This window comes from Paenibacillus sp. E222 (genome assembly GCF_013401555.1).
Taxonomy (GTDB): domain Bacteria; phylum Bacillota; class Bacilli; order Paenibacillales; family Paenibacillaceae; genus Paenibacillus.
This window is the reverse complement of record NZ_CP058552.1, coordinates 140,216-158,731: the sequence shown is the minus strand read 5'-3', so window position 1 is coordinate 158,731 and position 18,516 is coordinate 140,216. Positions and strand designations below refer to the sequence as shown.

Annotated in this window: 12 protein-coding genes; 10 read left to right on the top strand and 2 right to left on the bottom strand. The window is 47.1% G+C overall.

What is annotated here, in order from left to right; translation table 11 throughout:
• The first annotated feature begins 65 nt into the window (after positions 1 to 65).
• From HW560_RS00670 to HW560_RS00655, 4 genes are all read left to right on the top strand, one after another.
• Positions 66 to 2,348 carry an outer membrane protein assembly factor BamB family protein gene (locus HW560_RS00670; protein WP_179261505.1) on the top strand — a complete coding sequence of 761 codons (2,283 nt, stop codon included), beginning with the start codon at positions 66 to 68 and terminating at the stop codon, positions 2,346 to 2,348.
• A gap of 131 nt (positions 2,349 to 2,479) precedes the next feature.
• Positions 2,480 to 3,298 carry a methionine ABC transporter ATP-binding protein gene (locus HW560_RS00665; RefSeq protein WP_090893492.1) on the top strand — a complete coding sequence of 273 codons (819 nt, stop codon included), beginning with the start codon at positions 2,480 to 2,482 and terminating at the stop codon, positions 3,296 to 3,298.
• Positions 3,288 to 3,956 (top strand): methionine ABC transporter permease, encoded by a 669-nt coding sequence (locus HW560_RS00660; RefSeq protein WP_179261503.1) that lies wholly within the window; start codon positions 3,288 to 3,290, stop codon positions 3,954 to 3,956. The genes HW560_RS00665 and HW560_RS00660 overlap by 11 nt, the downstream gene beginning before the upstream one ends.
• 77 nt (positions 3,957 to 4,033) lie before the next feature.
• Positions 4,034 to 4,873, top strand: a complete 840-nt coding sequence (locus HW560_RS00655; RefSeq protein WP_090893494.1) for a MetQ/NlpA family ABC transporter substrate-binding protein — start codon at positions 4,034 to 4,036, stop codon at positions 4,871 to 4,873.
• Between the two features lie 126 nt (positions 4,874 to 4,999).
• Here HW560_RS00655 and HW560_RS00650 read toward each other — a convergent pair whose 3' ends face one another.
• The gene (locus HW560_RS00650; protein ID WP_090893495.1) at positions 5,000 to 5,863 is read right to left on the bottom strand and encodes a helix-turn-helix transcriptional regulator; all 864 of its coding nucleotides are present in this window, start codon (positions 5,861 to 5,863) and stop codon (positions 5,000 to 5,002) included.
• Between the two features lie 142 nt (positions 5,864 to 6,005).
• Here HW560_RS00650 and fabF point away from each other — a divergent pair, with 142 nt between their 5' ends.
• The 5 genes from fabF to HW560_RS00625 all read left to right on the top strand — a co-directional run bounded on the left by fabF (position 6,006) and on the right by HW560_RS00625 (position 14,794).
• The gene (gene fabF, locus HW560_RS00645) at positions 6,006 to 7,244 is read left to right on the top strand and encodes a beta-ketoacyl-ACP synthase II (RefSeq protein ID WP_090893496.1); all 1,239 of its coding nucleotides are present in this window, start codon (positions 6,006 to 6,008) and stop codon (positions 7,242 to 7,244) included.
• A 308-nt stretch (positions 7,245 to 7,552) separates the two neighbouring features.
• Positions 7,553 to 7,972 (top strand): hypothetical protein, encoded by a 420-nt coding sequence (locus tag HW560_RS00640; protein ID WP_179261501.1) that lies wholly within the window; start codon positions 7,553 to 7,555, stop codon positions 7,970 to 7,972.
• Positions 7,973 to 7,995: 23 nt separating this feature from the next.
• Positions 7,996 to 12,981 (top strand): DUF4132 domain-containing protein, encoded by a 4,986-nt coding sequence (locus HW560_RS00635; protein WP_179261499.1) that lies wholly within the window; start codon positions 7,996 to 7,998, stop codon positions 12,979 to 12,981.
• Between the two features lie 316 nt (positions 12,982 to 13,297).
• Positions 13,298 to 13,756 (top strand): acetyltransferase, encoded by a 459-nt coding sequence (locus tag HW560_RS00630; RefSeq protein ID WP_373564972.1) that lies wholly within the window; start codon positions 13,298 to 13,300, stop codon positions 13,754 to 13,756.
• Positions 13,757 to 13,807: 51 nt separating this feature from the next.
• Positions 13,808 to 14,794: a WXG100 family type VII secretion target gene (locus HW560_RS00625; protein ID WP_090952727.1), complete on the top strand. Its 987-nt coding sequence runs from the start codon at positions 13,808 to 13,810 to the stop codon at positions 14,792 to 14,794.
• Between the two features lie 205 nt (positions 14,795 to 14,999).
• On the opposite strand, the gene HW560_RS00620 is transcribed toward HW560_RS00625, so the two are convergent.
• Entirely contained in the window at positions 15,000 to 15,788 is a 789-nt protein-coding gene (locus HW560_RS00620; RefSeq protein ID WP_053784134.1) for a formate/nitrite transporter family protein, read from the bottom strand.
• Between the two features lie 380 nt (positions 15,789 to 16,168).
• On the opposite strand from HW560_RS00620, the gene HW560_RS00615 reads away from it, so the two are divergent.
• Complete coding sequence (locus HW560_RS00615; protein WP_179261495.1) at positions 16,169 to 18,487, top strand: S-layer homology domain-containing protein; 2,319 nt, start codon at positions 16,169 to 16,171, stop codon at positions 18,485 to 18,487.
• Positions 18,488 to 18,516 lie beyond the last annotated feature (29 nt).

Below are 18,516 nucleotides of genomic sequence, written 5' to 3'. Positions count from 1 at the left end.
GGTAACTTTTCCTTGTTCAAAACGTCTTTATTGGAAATAACTTCAAATGATTGGAGTGTACTGACGTGAAGACCGAGCGTAAGAGGCCAGGGACGGGCTACCCATGGAATGTAATTGCTGGTATCGTAGCTGTGCTGGTCACGGGGGGACTGTTGCTGAATAACCATGCTAGGGCGGTTGAAGGACAAGGTTCCATTTCAGTTATACAAGTGCAATCGGTGAAGCTTAATTATAAAAAGGGGGATAAGGTGACGGTAGCTGAAGGTGTACCTATTTACAGTGGTGTGGTCGAGAGCAGTGTTTCCCCTGATCTGATGGACATAAACGGGTATAGCTCCGCCCAAGGAAGCCTGCAAATAGACGCTGTTCGCGGGGAATGGATCAAACTAAAAGGCAGCGATTACACTGAATTCTGGATACCTGGTTGGTATACCTCCAAAGAAAGCCGCAGCTTGACGAAAACAATTCCACAAACGTTTACAATGCGATCGGGCAGCAAGCTGTACCTGTTTCCCGGAAGTCAGGCAACCTGGTCTTCAGGGGCATTTCTGAAAGATCAGGCGTTGATTGTTGCAGCGACGAAGGATTGGTACGGCTTGTCCATTGCCCCGCGCGTCTGGAATAAGGAATCGTCCACTTATCGTCCTGCATTGCTTTGGGTTAAGGCACAGGATGTAGCACAGCATACCAAGGTAGCGGATGGCTGGTTCAGTAGATCATTGGCGATGCCCACGTCCACTATACGTCATTTGACAGATATTGTGCTGAATTCAAAAACGACCTCGAAACAGGTGGCGCAGTGGCTTGGCGAACCCGATTGGCAAGAGCATTCCGGCAATTTAAACGATACGGGTTATGCCATGAGCATAGGAAAGACCTGGCGGTACGAACGAGCAGATGCTCATTTTCTCGTGACATTTAACAAGAACGGCAGGCTGGTGCGAGCGCGCTGGAATATACCCCAGGATAATCGAAACGGTGTAGTGTCTAATTGGGAATTTGGTGGTTCAGATGAATATCCGTTCACGACTAAAATCTATGGCACAATGCTGCCTGCCACTTTACCCTGGAAATCGGTATGGACCAATCAGGGTGATATTAACTACACCTTTTTACAAGCAGCAACGGATGATGTGCTCCTGATGAAAGGGGATGACGGTGGATTTAGCGGGGGGCACTACGAAGGTTCCATATATGCTCTTGACCGACATTCAGGCCAGAAGTTATGGGGGATCAATACGGGGTATGGGAGACAGCAGGCAGAGGTGGATGCAGGACGCCAATACGTTACCATCTACACCGATTATGACCCTGACAAGAAAAAATACGTGGATCGTATACGCCATCTGGGCTTGAAGAACGGAAAGGTCGAGTGGGAGTATACCCCCAAGCAAAATTTCAGATTGAATGGCATCACGGCAGCGAAGAATGTCGTCATTGTCGACAGCTCTGTTGTTGAAGGATCAAGTAATAGCTGGTTAACGGTGCTGGACAGTGCAAATGGAAAAACATTATGGACAAGAAAACTTAGTACAGGATATCAACTGTTAAACAAGGGTGCAGATGACCCTTATGTGATGTATTGGGAGAAAAACCAACTGGTCGCAGCGGACCCTCAGTCTGGCCGAACCGTATGGAGCATCAAGGTTGGTAAACCGATTGTGGATCATCCTGAGAACAATCCATACTTTGATGGAATATACCGTCTTGATCCTTTTGCGTCAACTCAGCCAGAACGCTGGATGTTGTTGAGAGATCAATGGGCGTTGCTTGATCTGAACACTGGCAAGAAGCTTGCACAATTCCCAGCTCGGAATGGACAGCAATTTGAGGTGCTGAATGACGGCATGGTGCTCATTCGAGAGAACAACAACGGGGAAATGTATGGTGAATATAAGGATTACACAACCACCTTGTATGATCCCAAGACCCAAAAAAAATGGTGGACGCAGAATAACAAGATTGAACGAGGGTTTGTGGAGGAAGATCAATTATATGTAATCAAAAATGGGTACCCATCAGCCCTTGCATATGATTCAGGAGAGACTCGTTGGTCCGCACAAAACACGATTGCTGCCTATCAATACCCTACCAATCAGGGGAGTTACGTGGTGATTGATGATCAGCTTTTGCTGCCGATGGGTGATGATCTTCTGGTGATGAACAAACAGGACGGTACTTTGCTTGGTCGTGTGCATGACGTTGTGATGGGAAACCCGGAGCATCGTGATCGGGATGCGAAGAACGGAACTATGAATCGACTTGGAAATGAAGTCTATATTGGTTCGTCCAACGGACGGTTCAGCTTATATAATGCAGGTAGTTTAAAAACAGATATCTCACGTTAAAGCTTGTTTCATGTCGAATGATGATTTATTATAAATAAACAGGATTGCTCGCGCTCCGGTTATCGGCTGTGCGGGCTTTCTTCATGTGTTCTTGAAGGACCATGTACGATTAATCGCAGGAGGAATCTCCCATGATTTCATTATACCGGGTAAGCAAGCGTTATAACGAGCGTGGGTCCCGTGAAGATCAGGGATTCGAAGCGTTAAGCTCGGTTTCCCTGGAAGTAGGCCAGGGAGAGATTCACGGTATTATTGGCTCCAGTGGTGCAGGGAAGTCCACGCTTCTGCGTATGCTCAATGGATTGGAGAAGCCGGATGACGGTGAAGTCATTGTGAATGGGCAGCATCTGACCCGGATGAGTGAGAATAGTTTGCGCCAGGCACGCAGGTCCATTGGCATGATTTTTCAGCATTTCAATCTGGTCAGCAATCGGACCGTAAGTGGCAATGTCTGCATGCCTCTGGAACTTGCGGGCGTCTCCCGGACCGAACGGGTTGCACGAGGACTTGAGGTGTTGAGATTTGTCGGACTTGAAGATAAGGCCAACCAGTATCCTGCACAGTTAAGCGGAGGGCAAAAGCAGCGAGTTGCCATCGCCAGAGCACTTGCCAGCCGCCCGGATGTGCTGCTCTGTGATGAACCAACATCTTCGCTTGATCCGCAGACCACGAGTGGAATTCTGGATGTGCTGCGTCATGTCAATGAAACGCTGGGGGTAACTATCGTACTCGTTACACATGAGATGGAGGTTGCCCGAAAGCTCTGCGACCGGATATCGGTGATGAAAGAGGGACGGATCATCAAAACGCTGTCGGAAGCGGAAGTACGCAGCATACCGGCACCGAAGCCTGATCTTCTAACATCCTTGTTGATGGGCGAAGATGCATCCATGAGCGGACGAAATACCTCTCTTCATGGCGGTCAGGAGGACCATAACGATGATACCTGAGTCCGTTGTGAAATATCAGCATGAAATTTGGAAGGCCATCGGAGAGACGTTTGTCATGGTGGGGATCTCTATCACCGCAGCCGTGTTAATCGGGTTGCCTCTGGGTACACTGTTGTATCTGTTCAGAAGAGGGCAACGTTATCAGAATCGACCTCTGTTCACGATTCTGGGAAGTCTCGTCAACATCATTCGTTCCTTCCCGTTTCTGCTGCTAGTCGTATTTATGATTCCGTTCACACGTCTGATTGTTGGAACATCCATCGGGACGCTCGCGGCAACCGTGCCGCTCTCGGTCATCGCCATTGCTTATTACGCCAGACTGGTAGAACAGGCATTGCTTGATGTCCCGAAAGGGGTCGTTGAAGCTGCTTCTTCCATGGGTGCATCGACCATACAGCTAGTGGTGAAATTCCTGTATGTGGAGGCTCGCTCAAGTCTTGTGCTCGGCTTAACAACGGCAACCATCAGCTTTATCTCTTACTCTACGGTCATGGGTATTGTCGGTGGTGGCGGGGTTGGTGATTTTGCAATTCGTTACGGTTATCAGCGATTCGAGACGGAGATTATGGTATTTACGATTATCATTATGATTATCCTGGTACAGATGATCCAATTTACTGGCAGTAGACTGTCCCGCTGGCTCGATCGCCGATCCTGAAGAAGGACAAGCAGAGCAGAGAAATTTGAATTACAGCATGAACAATACAGATTATATGATGAAGGGGTTTATATCAGATGAAAGCAAAACTAATGCTCATGCTGCTGGCAGTAATGCTCGTAGCAGCCGGATGCGGCAAAAAAGAAGAAACACCTGCGGCGGAAGGTACTAAGGAAGGTGCTCAAGCCGGACAAGAAGTGACGTTGAAAGTAGCTACTTTGATTCCGCCAATGACGGATGTGCTGGATATTGTGAAGCCATTGCTCAAAGAAGATGGCGTTAATCTGGAAGTTGTTGTACTTTCCGATAACGTTCAACCGAATACTGCACTCGCGAACAAAGAAGTAGACGCAAACTTCTTCCAGCACGTACCTTACATGAATCAGTACAATGAAGCAAATAACGCTAACTTGGTGGCTGTTCAACCGATCTACAATGCCATCTACGGAGCATATTCCAAGAAGTATAAATCCATTGAAGAATTGCCTGAAGGTGCAACGGTAGCGATTGCCAACGATCCGTCCAACATTGGACGCTCGTTGGTGATGATGGAACAGAACGGCCTGATTAAGCTGAAAGAAGGCGTCGGTTTCAATGCAACGCAAGCAGACATCACGGAAAACACGAAAAACTTCAAGTTCGAGGAAGTGGACCTGTTGATGCTGGCCCGCATGTTGGATGATGCCGATCTGGTTGCTATGACTCCAGCTTATGCGAGTCCGCTGGGACTTACACCGAAGAAGGATGCGCTGTTCACTGAGAAGGACGATTCTCATTTTGCTATTACCTTGGTTGCCCGTGAAGATAACAAGGATTCGGAAGCCATTCAGAAGCTGGCGAAGCGTATGGCGGGTCCAGAAGTGAAAGCCTTCTTTGAAGAGAAGTATGCAGATATTGCAATCCCGGCTTTTAAATAACATCGGTTAATCTGCAACTGAAATGATGGTACAGATAGGTTCAAAACAAACATGAAGACCCAGGCCTGATCGCCTGGGTCTTTTTTTTGTTACCTTGTATTACCGAATAAAGGAAGAAGGTCTGCATCAGCTTTTGTCGGAGTCAGTTTCTACCTTTGGCTCCATCAGGCGAATCAGTTTCCGCTCTGTAGCCGTGTCCGTTGCAGGTGTGTAGATGCTGCACCGCAAATCGGCATTTCCCTGAACCTGGAGTGAGGTAAGATCAAAAAGCATTTTGCCAGCTCTGGAATGTCTAAATTCAATCAACACATCCGGGGCACTGCTAACACTGCTTTGTTTCCAAAGGGGTTGAAAATCAGGATATCTGTCCATCATGTCATCCAAAAACAAGTTGTACCATTCATCATCGACATATTGACCATAATAAGCACGGAAAATAGCCAGGAATCCGCTAACAAAATCCTCCCAGTTGACGGCCAGTCTTCGAAATTCTTTTCGTTCAAACAACAAGCTGATCATGTTCCGCTGTTCAGCCGGAATCTGTTCAAAGTCCATAAACACATGCCGCGCTGCGTCATTCCAGCCCACAATGTGGCAGCGTCGGTCTGAGATGATTGTGGGACAATTGCGAAGTTCCTGCAATATTTTTTGTAAAGAGGGATGTATTTGGAGTGGCTTCTCATCCAGGATATGAAGTTCCGAATGGTAATCCAGACCAAGGGAAAACAAATACTTCCGTTCATCCGCTGTCAGCTTGAGAGCTGAGGCGATGTTATCCAATACGGAATGAGATACCTGAATATCTCGGCCCTGTTCAAGCCAGGTGTACCATGTGGTGCTCACACCTGCCAATTGGGATACTTCTTCTCTTCTTAATCCAGGCGTTCTTCGCCGGGAGCCCGCGGGTAATCCGACGGATTCTGGCGAGATTTTGGAGCGCTGGTTTTTCAGAAAAGCGGACAGTGCCTGCAGCCTGACATCATGGTTCATTCCATCACCTTCGTTCCTTCGTTTATCATGGTAGTCATTATACTATTATAATTGACAACTTGTAATAGGATAATACGAATGGCAATATAAGTGCATAACTTAACTAAACAAGTATGGAAAGAGCACTGAAGGAGGATGCATTATGGAGCGTGTTGTTATTACAGGAATGGGGATTATCTCTCCTCTGGGGAATGATGTGCATACATTTTGGAATGGATTGGTGGAAGGCAAATCAGGCGTTTCGCCAATTGAAGCGTTTGATACAACGTCCTATAAAACGAAGATAGCAGGGGCGGTCCGTGATTTTGACGGAGAAGAACGGTTTGGACGGAAAGAAGCACGGCGTATGGACCGGTTCGTGCAATTTGCTGTTGCGGCCGCAGATCAGGCTTTATCTGACTCCGGACTCGAGATGGATCAGGTGGACAGGGAGCGCGTTGGGGTGTATATCGGTTCCGGCATTGGCGGAATCCAGACTCTGATGGAACAAGGTAAACTCCTGTCTGAACGCGGGCCTGCAAGAGTCAGTCCAACACTGGTGCCCATGATGATATCCAATATGGCGGCGGCTATGGTGAGCATGAGGTTTGGCTGTTGGGGACCCACTCTCTCGCCAGTGACAGCCTGTTCGATCGGCAACACCGCGATAGGTGAGGCTTTCCGGCTGATCCGTCATGGTGGAGCGGATGTAATTTTTGCTGGAGGGACGGAGGCAGCTGTCACCGAAGTATCACTGGCAAGCTTCGGCAATGCGACGGCGCTATCTACACGAAACGAAGCGTACGAAGGAGCGAGTCGACCATTTGATGCAGGCAGAGATGGTTTTGTCATGGCTGAGGGTGCCGGGGTCTTGGTTGTGGAGTCTTTGTCCCACGCCCTTGCGAGAGGTGCAAACATCCTTGCAGAGATCGTAGGTTATGGTGCCAGTTCAGACGCGTATCATATGGTAGCGACCCATCCGGAAGGACGTGGCGCATACTTGGCCATGAAGGCCGCTCTGGCGGATGCACAGCTTCAGCCACAAGACATTGATGTCATTAATGCTCATGCTACCAGTACCGAAGCGGGTGATCTTTCGGAGACACGAGCAATTAAGCAGCTGTTTGGTGCGGAAGCCTATCATATTCCGGTAACAGCAAACAAATCGATGACAGGACATATGCTGGGTGCGGCTGGTGGTGCGGAAGCTATATCGCTCATTCAAAGCTTGCGTAGCGGCATCATTCCACCGACAATCAATCAAGAGCAGAGTGATCCGGAATGTGATCTCGATTATGTTCCCAACGTTGCAAGAGAAGCTGACCTGAAGATTGGCATGTCCAACTCATTTGGCTTCGGTGGCCATAATGCGGTCATTATTTTGCAGAAGTATTCATCGTAAACTTACAGAGAGCAGTGACTGCCCGAAGGCGCACTGTTCTCTTTTTATTTGCTGTGGGGAGACTGTTTCGGCTGCGAAAGTGCTGCAATATAGGTCATTAGTTCGCTGGTTGCATGTAAACATGAGAAATGGCCCATGAATATGGTCGTGATATTCGTTAGAATATTCAATAGGGGCACATATGTACGTATATTAATGGATAACGAAATAGGCCGGAGCTTAAGTTTGGTCCATTTTCCATGGTGGTATAGATATAAGGGCTGATAGAGGCTTCTTCTAACATAAAGCTATACATAGGAGGGTAAGCAGTGAATGTATGGATTACGGTGAAAAGTCTGGGTAAACGCAAGCCGGCACTTGCCAAACAAGCTGCCGAACTTCCGGAAACAATCGATACGCTGAGAAAGCTTATTCAGAACATGGTGGCTCAGCAGCTCAAGGCTCTTCAGGACAAGAAAAATAAAGCGGAATGGCTTGCCTACCTGATGCCCGAGGACATTCAAGAGCAGGGAGCGGCAGGAAAAGTAGGCTTTGGCACGATATATAACGAAGGGGTTCCCGATGTAGAAGGCGCCATGGATACAGCTGTAACCGCATATGAAGATGGATTATTTAAAGTGTTTCTCAATGATGAAGAGTTGCAGGCACTGGATGAGCCGTTGATTATACAGGAAGACGATAATGTGGTATTTATCCGCTTTACAATGCTTGCCGGGCGTATGTGGTAGAGAGTGACGAGGAGGAGAATAGAATGAATCAGGAAGATAAAGTTCAACAGTACCAGCAAGAGTTGCAGGAAAAAGTGAAATTGCTGAAGGATGGGGAGCAGGAACTTGCAGGCTATGTTGCAGAGATGGCTGGATTTACCTATTTGCGCGAAGACGAAAGGGCCTACTTGGATGCAGAGCAGCAATTGCAACGTATGTCTGTTGAGACGAAAACTCCATTGTTCCTTCCATTGCTGAATGTGCTGGAGCAGCTGGTCAGTGAATCTTTCCTGGCTCGGTTCCGTTACATTGCAGAACGTGCCGCAAATTTTCCTTATAGCAAACATTATGAGCGCAGACCATTTCGTACGACCGATCCAGAGCAGCATATTGGACAGGTTCTTCGTAAAATGATTGCCTTGTTCCGCATGGAGATGCATGGCTTCTCTCTGAACGAATATGTATCCATGCGGGAGTACAAGTTTGATTATCTTCATGAGGTTAGAGCCGTTATACCGGATTGCATTGCCTTTGAACTGGATCATGAAACCGGCGATATGAAGCAGGCGCTTCATGATATTATCTACGGCGACAATCAGAATGCATGGCTGACCAATGAAATGATCAAGGGTATCTTCATGAGCGATCAGCTGGATGCTTACCAGATGGTTGGGGAATTGCTGGTTGCAGCCAGACTGCAGGAGGGTTTGCGCCAGAGCATTGTGGAACGGATGGATGAAGGAACGCTTGAGGCGTATATATACATATTAAAAATAATCATCGACAACAACCTGATTCGGTTCAGTTCGGTGGTGAGAGCGCTCGCTGTATGGACAGGTATTGGCATTGAAGCGGCGAATCAGCGTGTTGCTGCGCAACTAATTACACAAGCACATCAAGCATTGACTGATCCTGCGGTGCGAGAGGAATGGCAGCTAAGTGCCAATGCAAACCAATTGTTTATCAGTCTCTGGGCAACGGCAGTCATCGAAGAGAATGAATTGGAGCGAAAAGTGATCCAGATCATGGATTACGGGCAAGTATATCAGCAGATTGTTGCACAATACGTACTTGCCAACAGTCAGAACAGAGGGCTGCGCTTAAACATGGCACGTCAGTATCTTGAAGTGCAGGATATGGAGCTGCTGCATTGGGTGATTGAGAATTATGATGCCATGTACATGTTTAACTGGAGCTTTGAAAATGGGGAGAATCAACGCAGTGTTCACGTCTGGCCGCTGCCTGTTTTTGAAGATAAAGCCGTGCGTCGGCGTGACTTTGATCTGTTTAAACAAATGCTGGCCTATATTCCGCAGGGAGGGGCAGGTGGACCATCCGGTGTTCTTGAATTTGTTCAATATCGGATCGATCCGGATGATGTAGTGAAAAAAATGCTGTATCTTGCTGCGTATGACATGGACCCGGAATGGATTGGCGAGGTCATTGCGCTCAAAGACAAGCTAAGCCCGGATTTGCGAGGAGAATTGTTGTCCCATTTTGTCCAGCATCCCGAGAACGAAGTACAACGACAATTTATTTTTGACAGTCTGTCGGATAAGAGCATGAACAACCGTGAGAATGCTCTGCTCAAAGCCAAGCTGCTGACGCTGACGCTCGAAGAGATGCTGCAAATGGAGGCGTTGCTCAAACTGAAAACAGGATCGTTGCGTCAGAAGATCATTCAGGTGTTACTGCTACAGCCAACCGATCAGCTGATGGTATCCCTGAAACGACTTGTACAATCCAAAACTGAACTGCAGCGCTTGGGTGCCCTGGAACTGTTGACCGAGATCTCCGCAGATCCACAACGCACGGAGCAGCAGGAGCAGATGCAGCCGATCATAGCGTTAATCAAGACACCAACAGCCAAGGAGCAGAAGCTGCTGGACAAGCTTACAGAGGAGAGCAGCAGGTATACGGCGGCTAATGGATTCGGTTTGTATGATCCTTCATGGGAAAATCCATTGCTTCAGGAAGAACGTGATCTCGGCGGCTTCAAGCCGAAGGACATGTTTACCCTTTCCCTGGAAAAAGCGAAGCAGTTTCTTGATGGTTTGGATGCGTTGTTACATGAGCACAGAGACCATGAATATGAGGCAGAATATTATGCCGGCTACAAAGAAACCTTGCTTGTAGGTGCGACATTGCGTGCCATGGTCTTCATTCCTTATGATCAGCGGCAAGATATAGCATTATTGGAGCAGTTCCCTCTCCATAACATATGGAGAGAATATGTTCAGAAGAGTGGTCTGGATAGTAAAGAACTGCTGCAAATTTTGTTTGTGATTCGTTTGGAGGATTTGAACAAGAAGCTGGATAGTTATTACCGTTACTATTCCACCACATACGAATATAGTGAGTTGGAGAAACACTGGCTGCTGGAAGGATGGCGCAAGGAGTTTGCCGAAGAGGTCTATCCCGTTCAGTATATCCAGGACATGAAAAAGATGGTCAGTGAGCTTCGTTACGCAGATCAGGTGAAAACGCTGATTGAGGCCGTTTATGAGGACAGTGATAAGTCAGATACATTTGAAATCGCTGAGCGGACATTGTATGCGTTGATGAAAATGATGCCTGAGGCACAAATGGAAAAGGAATCGGGCATGCTCGCTCTCTTGTCTGGCCCATGGTTCTATATTGTCCGGGATCGAGTACACGACGATTACAGTTTCATGCGATACTTCCAAACGCTAAGCCAATTCGACCGATTAAATAAGGATAGTAACCGAGGCTCCTTCCTCACTCTGAACGATTACCTGCGTGCATACGAACTGGGCTTCATTGATGCACAGGAAGTCTACAAGCAGCTGCTTGTGGGAGAATCCCGTGCCCTGTTTATTCGGGAGTTGACATCCAGTCGGTCCGACTGGATTACGGAGAAACCCGTATTGGCAGAACTGCGAAGAACAGTTGTTGAACGAATTTTGGAGATTGAGTTGACCCGAGGAGAGCTCTCGACAGAAGTAAGTACACTGGCGATGAAGCTTGAACGCATTGAAGGTATGGAGCATTGGGTGCATCTTGTTGCTGCCATGGATCAGGATACCTTTGTCCGTGGATATATCTACAGCTATGGTGACAATACGACTCGCAAAGAAACGTTCAGCCATCTGATCCAGGTTTGTCATCCGCGTGATGGAGAGGACGAAGTGCTGCTGGGACAATTGCTGGCGAAGCATCCAATCCAGGAGAAGAAGCTCCTGGAAGCTGCAATGTACGCACCGCAATGGATGGAGATTGTTGCGAAGCATCTCGGATGGGAAGGACTGCGCAGTGCAGCCTGGTACTTTCATGCTCATATTAATGAAAGATTCACTGCTGAAAAGGAAACCATCGTGGCGCATTATTCTCCAATTTCACCTCAGGACTTTAACGAAGGTGCATTTGATATCGCCTGGTTCGAGGAGGCATATGAAGCCGTCGGTGAGGAAAGGTTCAATCTGTTGTACGATTGCGCCAAATATATTTCCGGGGGAGCCAATCACCGCAGATCACAGTTGTTCGCGGATGCGGCACTTGGAAAGCTGAAATTAGAAGACATGCGTCAGTCCGTGGAAGATAAACGCAATAAGGATCATTTGTTGACCTACAGCCTGATTCCGTTTGCAGAAGATCGGGAACAAGATCTGCGTGAGCGGTACGATTTCATTCAGAAGTTTCTAATGCAGAGCAAGCAGTTTGGCGCACAGCGTCGTGCCAGTGAGGGTCTGGTATCCCAGATTGCGCTGGGCAACCTTGCCCGTAATGCGGGATATGCCGATGTTACCCGGCTGATGTGGGATATGGAAGCTCGCAAGCTGGATGAGATGAAATCCTATTTTGAGCCCCATGAACTGGATGAGGCTACGACAGCACAGTTGGTCATTGATGAAGAAGGCCAGCCGGAACTGCTCATCGTAAGCAAAGGAAAAACACTCAAGTCTGTACCTGCCCGGTTCAAGAAAGATGGTTACATTGCCGAATTGAAGGAATTAAAAACAGATCTGGTTGATCAGTATCGCCGGGCAAGACAGGAATTGGAGCGATCCATGACGGCAGGAACGGCCTTTACGAGTGAGGAAGTTTCAAGTCTGTTCCAGAATCCGGTTCTTCGTCCACTGGTTCGCACGCTTGTGTTCCAAGCAGATGACAAGCTGGGGCGTTTCGATGTAACGTCCGGTGGGTTGGTTACTCCGGCTTCGGATGATTCAGAACGCTCGATTCAAGCCTTGACGGAACAGGATCGCCTACTGATTGCGCATCCATTGCATCTGTTCCAGAGTGGAAGCTGGAGTGAATTCCAACGGGATCTGTTCAACCGTCAGGAACGTCAGCCATTCAAGCAGGTGTTCCGTGAACTCTATCTTCCGAATGAGGATGAGCTGGCTAATGGAACCGTATCCCGTCGGTACGCAGGTTATCAGATTCAGCCGAAAAAAGCAGTTGCTCTGCTTAAAGGACGTCAATGGACCGTCAGCTATGAGGAAGGGCTACAGAAGGTAAGCTATGAGCATAATCTGATTGCCAATCTCTATGCCATGGCAGACTGGTTCTCACCCGCAGATACAGAAGCGCCTACCCTGGAGACGGTACAGTTCTATGATCGGAAAACGTATAAACCTGTGGCGTTGAAGGATGTACCGCCGGTCTTCTTCTCGGAAGTTATGCGTGACATTGATTTGGTGGTTAGCGTTGCGCATGTTGGCGGAGTAGATCCGGAAGCCAGCTTGACCACAATTGAGATGCGTCATGTGATTGTGAATGAGTCATTGCGTCTGTTGAAGGTCGATAATGTACGCCTCGATGGAAATTACGCTCGAATTGAAGGTGAACTGGGCGAGTATGCCGTTCATCTTGGCAGCGGCAATGTGTTCAAACAGGCGACGGGCGCGCTTCATATCGTTCCTGTGCACAGTCAGCATCGAGGCAGGATCTTCTTGCCATTCCTTGATGAAGATCCGAGAACGGCTGAGATTTTATCGAAAGTGATGTTATTGGCTGAAGACAAGAAGATCAAGGATCCGCAAATCCTTGCACAATTGCAGCATTGATTAGCATGTTGCAATGATGCTGTAGCCAAGCCGCATCAGATTGCCGAAGCCGAGTGAACCTATCGAATATCAGGCAGCTAGAGCACCAGTCCAAGGTGACTTTGGCTGTCTTTTATTTTGTGTCATTTGGTAACTAATCCTTAAAAGGCAGTGAAGAGTTGACTCAAGATTGGCAATGGTGGGTACAGATTGAGTGTTGGGCATGGTAAAATATATGTAAAGTTATATAAAATTTGAGGTACTAACCAAATCCAATCGCAGAATCGGATGGTTACATAATCGTTATCTTGAAAAGGAAAAGGAGAATACATTGGACATGCTAATCGCTTCATATCGGGAACAGGATCATGACAAGTTAGTCGAGATTTGGGAGAGGGCCGTTCGGGCAACCCATACGTTTTTGGAAGAGCATCACATCGAGTTCTATAAAAAAGTAGTGAGCGACGTGTTGCAGCAAAAGCAAGTTGAGGTATGGGAAGTGCTGAATGCTGACAATGAACCCGTTGGTTTTATCGGCTTGGATGATAACTTTATTGAAATGTTGTTTGTAGATGTCAGTCAGCACGGACAGGGTCTTGGACGTCTTCTAATCAACCATACCCTTAACATCAAAGGCAGTCACCTCAAGGTGGATGTCAATGAGCAGAATGCTGGAGCAGCCCGATTCTACGAGAAAATGGGATTTGTACAAATTGGTCGTTCTGAGTTGGATGGTTCCGGTAATCCATTTCCGCTGCTGCATCTGGAGATCAAGGCAGATCAGGCTGCAAGATAATCATCGGTGGACCACGAAACAGGAGGAATATGACGAAGAGGAGCGTGCAGGATGACACAGATTAAGGTAACACCGGAACAACTGGATACAGTTAGTGGGCAATTCGCTCAGGCACATCAGCAATTGTCGGGGTTCATGTCCACATTGGACAGCCAGATCCGTGTCATGCGCAGCAATTGGGACGGAATGGAGCGGGAGCGCTTTTATAACGATTATGCAACGGCCCAAGCTACAATGAAGTCTGTCCTTGAGCTGGTCTTGTCCATCCAATCCGAACTCAAGAAAATTGCGGAGCGTTTCCGCACCACGGATGAAGATGTTGTGAACAAGGCTCTTATGGTGGCTTTGGCTGCGGCACAGACTCTTACGTCCCTCGGTAAACATAAAGGCGATGGCTCGGGCAAAACGTCCGGTCCTCCCGAGAATATGGAGGATTGGGATAAGAAGGACGCCGAGGATTACAAAAACTATGAGGAAATGTTAAAGAAAGCCGAGGAAATGGGTGACGAGAAACTGGCGCAGCAGCTTCAGGCCAGCATGAACGTTATTCGGCTTCAATATGAGGACGAAATCTACCAAACCGATCCGAACACAGGCAAGACGGTGAAGATTACCGAGGATTCGATTGTAGGTACGTATCAAGTGAAAAGTGACAAGGGTGAAACGACCAGCATCAGCTTGGATAAACAGGGTAACGTCGTGGATTACAACAAGGATACGAAAAAATACGAGTACTGGGAACAAACCCATACGACCAGTCAAGGGGAGCATCTCTTTGGCAAAGGAGCACAAACGGCTACAGCTTATGGAATCGGCCTGCTGTTGACCAGCAAGAGTGGATCTGCCTTTACAGAACATGCGACAGGGCTCGGTTCCTCCTTTGTTGCGGACAAGTTCCTGTTCTCCGTGCCGGAAGAAGGCGAGACGCGTACGATGATCTACCGAACCAACAAGGATACAGGAAAAATCGAGAATATGATCGTTGTCACCCGTGGCGACAACGATATTGAATATATTCCGTGGCGCGAGTATAACTAAGCCACGAAGCCCTGCCTTGTAGCCTCATTCGGGTACAAGGCAGGTAGAACCGAGGGCAGGCAAATAAGGAGCCTGCCCATAAACAAACACCCGCGCAACCTTCATCACAGGATGGAAAGGTTGCGCGGGTGTTTGCGGTTTGGCTTACCGTCCATCCACGGTCAGGTGACCAGGCCAGTAAGGGGGCTTTTTTTTTGCCCAAAGATTAGTGTGTCTCTTCGTCCAGAAACGGTTTGTTCACCGCATAATACATGAAGCCCATCAACAGTACGCCGCCCACCAGATTGCCGAGCGTGACCGGAATCAGGTTGTGAATAACCCCGCCGAATGAGATCGTCCCCGGATGGTTCAGTACCAGCGCAATCGCAAACGTACACATATTGGCGACGCTATGCTCATATCCCGAGATGAAGAAACAGAAGACAAAGAGCATCATGGCGAACATTTTCGCACCATTCTCCTTCATGAACATCGGCACAAAGAACGCCAGACATACGAGCCAGTTACACAGAATGCCCCGGAAGAAAAGCTGCATGGCCGGAGCCTCCATCTTGTGCTCTACGACACTCAGCAGAAAACCATTCACCTGAGATGAATCGAACAGACCCGTCAGGTAGATTAACAAGGCAAATACCGCCGCACCCATTAGATTTCCACTGTAACTTGCAATCCACAGCTTCACCACTTCGAACCATTTCAGTTTCTTGCGTAAGGCGGCATAGGTGTAGTAGAACGTATTTCCTGTGAACAAATCACCGCCACCATAGGCGATCAGAATAATTGCCGCGCCGAACGTGAGGGCAGCCATAGGGTATGTAAAAGGGGAATCCTCCATATAAAAGAAGTTACCCGTCTTGAACGCCACGATGACGCCAAACCCGATAAACATGCTGGCGAGCATGGAGCGTGCAAGGTACCTGATCAAGCTTTGTTTGTAAATCTTGTGTTTCTTCAGCGCCAGCTTCTCTACGTTGCGTAAACCTTCCGTTTCCATAATTCGCCTCCAATAGCTAAGTTGATTAATTGCATAAACTTACAAATCTCACCAAGTTCTTTTCATTATAACGAATTTTGAGGCAGATACACGTGATTTCAGAAAAAGAATGTAAGAAAGCGCAATGTGAGTTTCACGTGAATACGTATTATATGAACTGATATTATTTTTTTTAATAATTTATTTGCACCTATTTCAATCCAATGGGCAATCTCTTTTTGTATTTAACTTTTTGATCCAATGTTAAGTGAAGTGGGGGTGAAGGGGTTATTAGTAAGCACCTTTTAATTGGATAATATGTTAGTTTTTTTGTTCAGAATTTGTTCAGAAAATCTTGATAAACTATGTGCCGAAAACGAAGTTTTTGGGGAGGAACAAGCATGAATCAAGATTGGAAAAAATTACTACTTACTTCAATTGTAGTGGGCATGCTGTGGGGAAATCAGATCGTCAACGCAGCCGATCAAACGGGAGAAGTAGCAAATCATATATCATCGGTTTTCACAGATCAAACCGATATCCGTTCCACTTCCTTGCAAGCGGTTCAGGAAGCGGTAAAACAAGGATTAATTGCGGGATATCCTGATGGCTCCTTTCATCCGAGGCAGCATTTGACTCGAAGAGAAATGGCCGTATTGCTGGCTAAAGCAGCCCATTTAACACTTGAAGAACCATCGCAATTGGTTCGGAATAATTCAGACTGGGCCACTCCTTATATTGATGCTATTCGAAAAGTAGGCTGGATGACTGGAGACGCATCCGGTAATTTCCGTGCCAACGATCCAATTCGACGGGAAGAACTCGCTTCCATCTTGGTAAGAGTTACAGGAGCACAAGGAATAAAGGGAGGTCAACAACAGACACTTTCAGATGAATCCATGGTGAGTAGTTGGGCCAAAGAGCAGGTACATACAGCATTAAAGCTTGGATTGTTGGAATCCAGTGAAGGAAGTTTCAATTCCAAGGCTTTGGTGGAGCGGCAAGATATTGCTGGAATTCTAGTAGACGTTTTTCAAACGGGAGAGAGAACAGCTTCTCTGACTAAATTGGATGGAGATGTTGCCTACATCGACGGACGTCCTTTTGTAATTAGTAAAGAGCTTCAAAGTATTTTGAATGATGGGAATAAAGATGCATTACAGAACGCTGTGATCACTTATGATGCTCGAACACGTAATCTATCTTCCTTGTCGGAAATTCAGATTGTTCAAGCAGGGACAGTTAAAGATCCAGTGACATTGGATCTGAAAGGTTCATCTTATAAGGGCGTGATTTCAGTCTCGGCAGATCATGTGATTTTGAGAGCCGACACATTGTCCCAAGTTTTCTTAAAATCTGGAGTTAGTGTAGTTAGCATCGAAGGGGACATCGAGGCAGTGACCGTAGATACTACTGATAAGGTTACCGTTCAGGGAAGTGGAACATGGAAACAGATACAACTGAAAGATGCGAAGTCTGTTATTCAATTGCCTGAGACTGTAAAAACGGACAAGGTTATTCTTCCGAAAGGAGGGGTATCAACACAGATCATCCGCAGTACACCGACTGTAACGAGACCATCCAGTAATACGGGGACTAGCAACTCTAATTCAGATTCAGGTGGCTCATCGGGCCCATCAACGCCAACACCTGAAACAAATCCGCCAGTTGTAACGCCGCTACCGCCAATAAACCATGCTCCCGAAGTGGTGAAAACACTGCAAACTGTTGAAATTCAATTGGGAACTACAAGTGATCCAATAGATTTAAAAACTATTTTCTCAGACCCGGACGGAGATGAACTGACCTTTGTTGTTACTTCATCCGATAATCAAGTTGCGAGTGCTGATATTACAGACAATATGATGTCACTGAATTTCTATTCTGTTGGATCTGCCACGATGACTGTAACTGCCAAGGACAATATCGGTGCAGAAGTGAAGAGCGAGTTCACTGTCGAGGTCAAAGCTCCTGTAGCTATTAATCATAAGCCCACGGTAGCAGGGCAGATTTCTAAGTTGAATGTAACTTTGGGAAAGGTTAGCGATACGGTAAGCCTGGATGGTGTGTTCGAAGATTCAGATGGAGACATTCTGACGTATACAGCAGAATCTTCGGATTCCAATGTAGTAGATACCAGTGTGCAAGGAGAAACATTGACATTGGGCTTCAAAAACGTTATTGGTTCAGCTACGGTTACGGTCAAAGCTACCGATCCTGATGGTGAAGAAGCTGAGACCACATTTACGGTTAAAGTGGAAGACCCGGATGCAGGAAAGGGATTATTTATTTCTGAGGTAGTCTGGGGTGAGGAGTTCAATCAGGCAATTGAGTTGTATAACCCTACATCCAAACCGCTTAACGGAGGGGATATCACAATTGTACGCAGCGATACTGATACGCCTATTACGTTAGATCCCGACACAATTATTCCCACCACAGGCACGTTGGTTCTCGCAGAAGAGCTTAGTAATTTTATAGAGGAAGAGTACTATTATCTGATTCTAGGTCTGGCTGAAAATACGGAGCCGGTAACGCTGACGCTATATTACAAAGGGGAAATCATGGATACGGCAGTTATTGTACCTGCTCAATCTTTGACAAGAAAAAGGGATACTGTTCAAGGTGACAAGCTTTCTTATGAGCCATCCGAATGGAGCAATATCGGAGAAAACAATTATGATAACTTGGGCAAATTCGATTCTTTAATTACTCCTTAATTTCGTTTAATTCAACAGCAGATACAGAA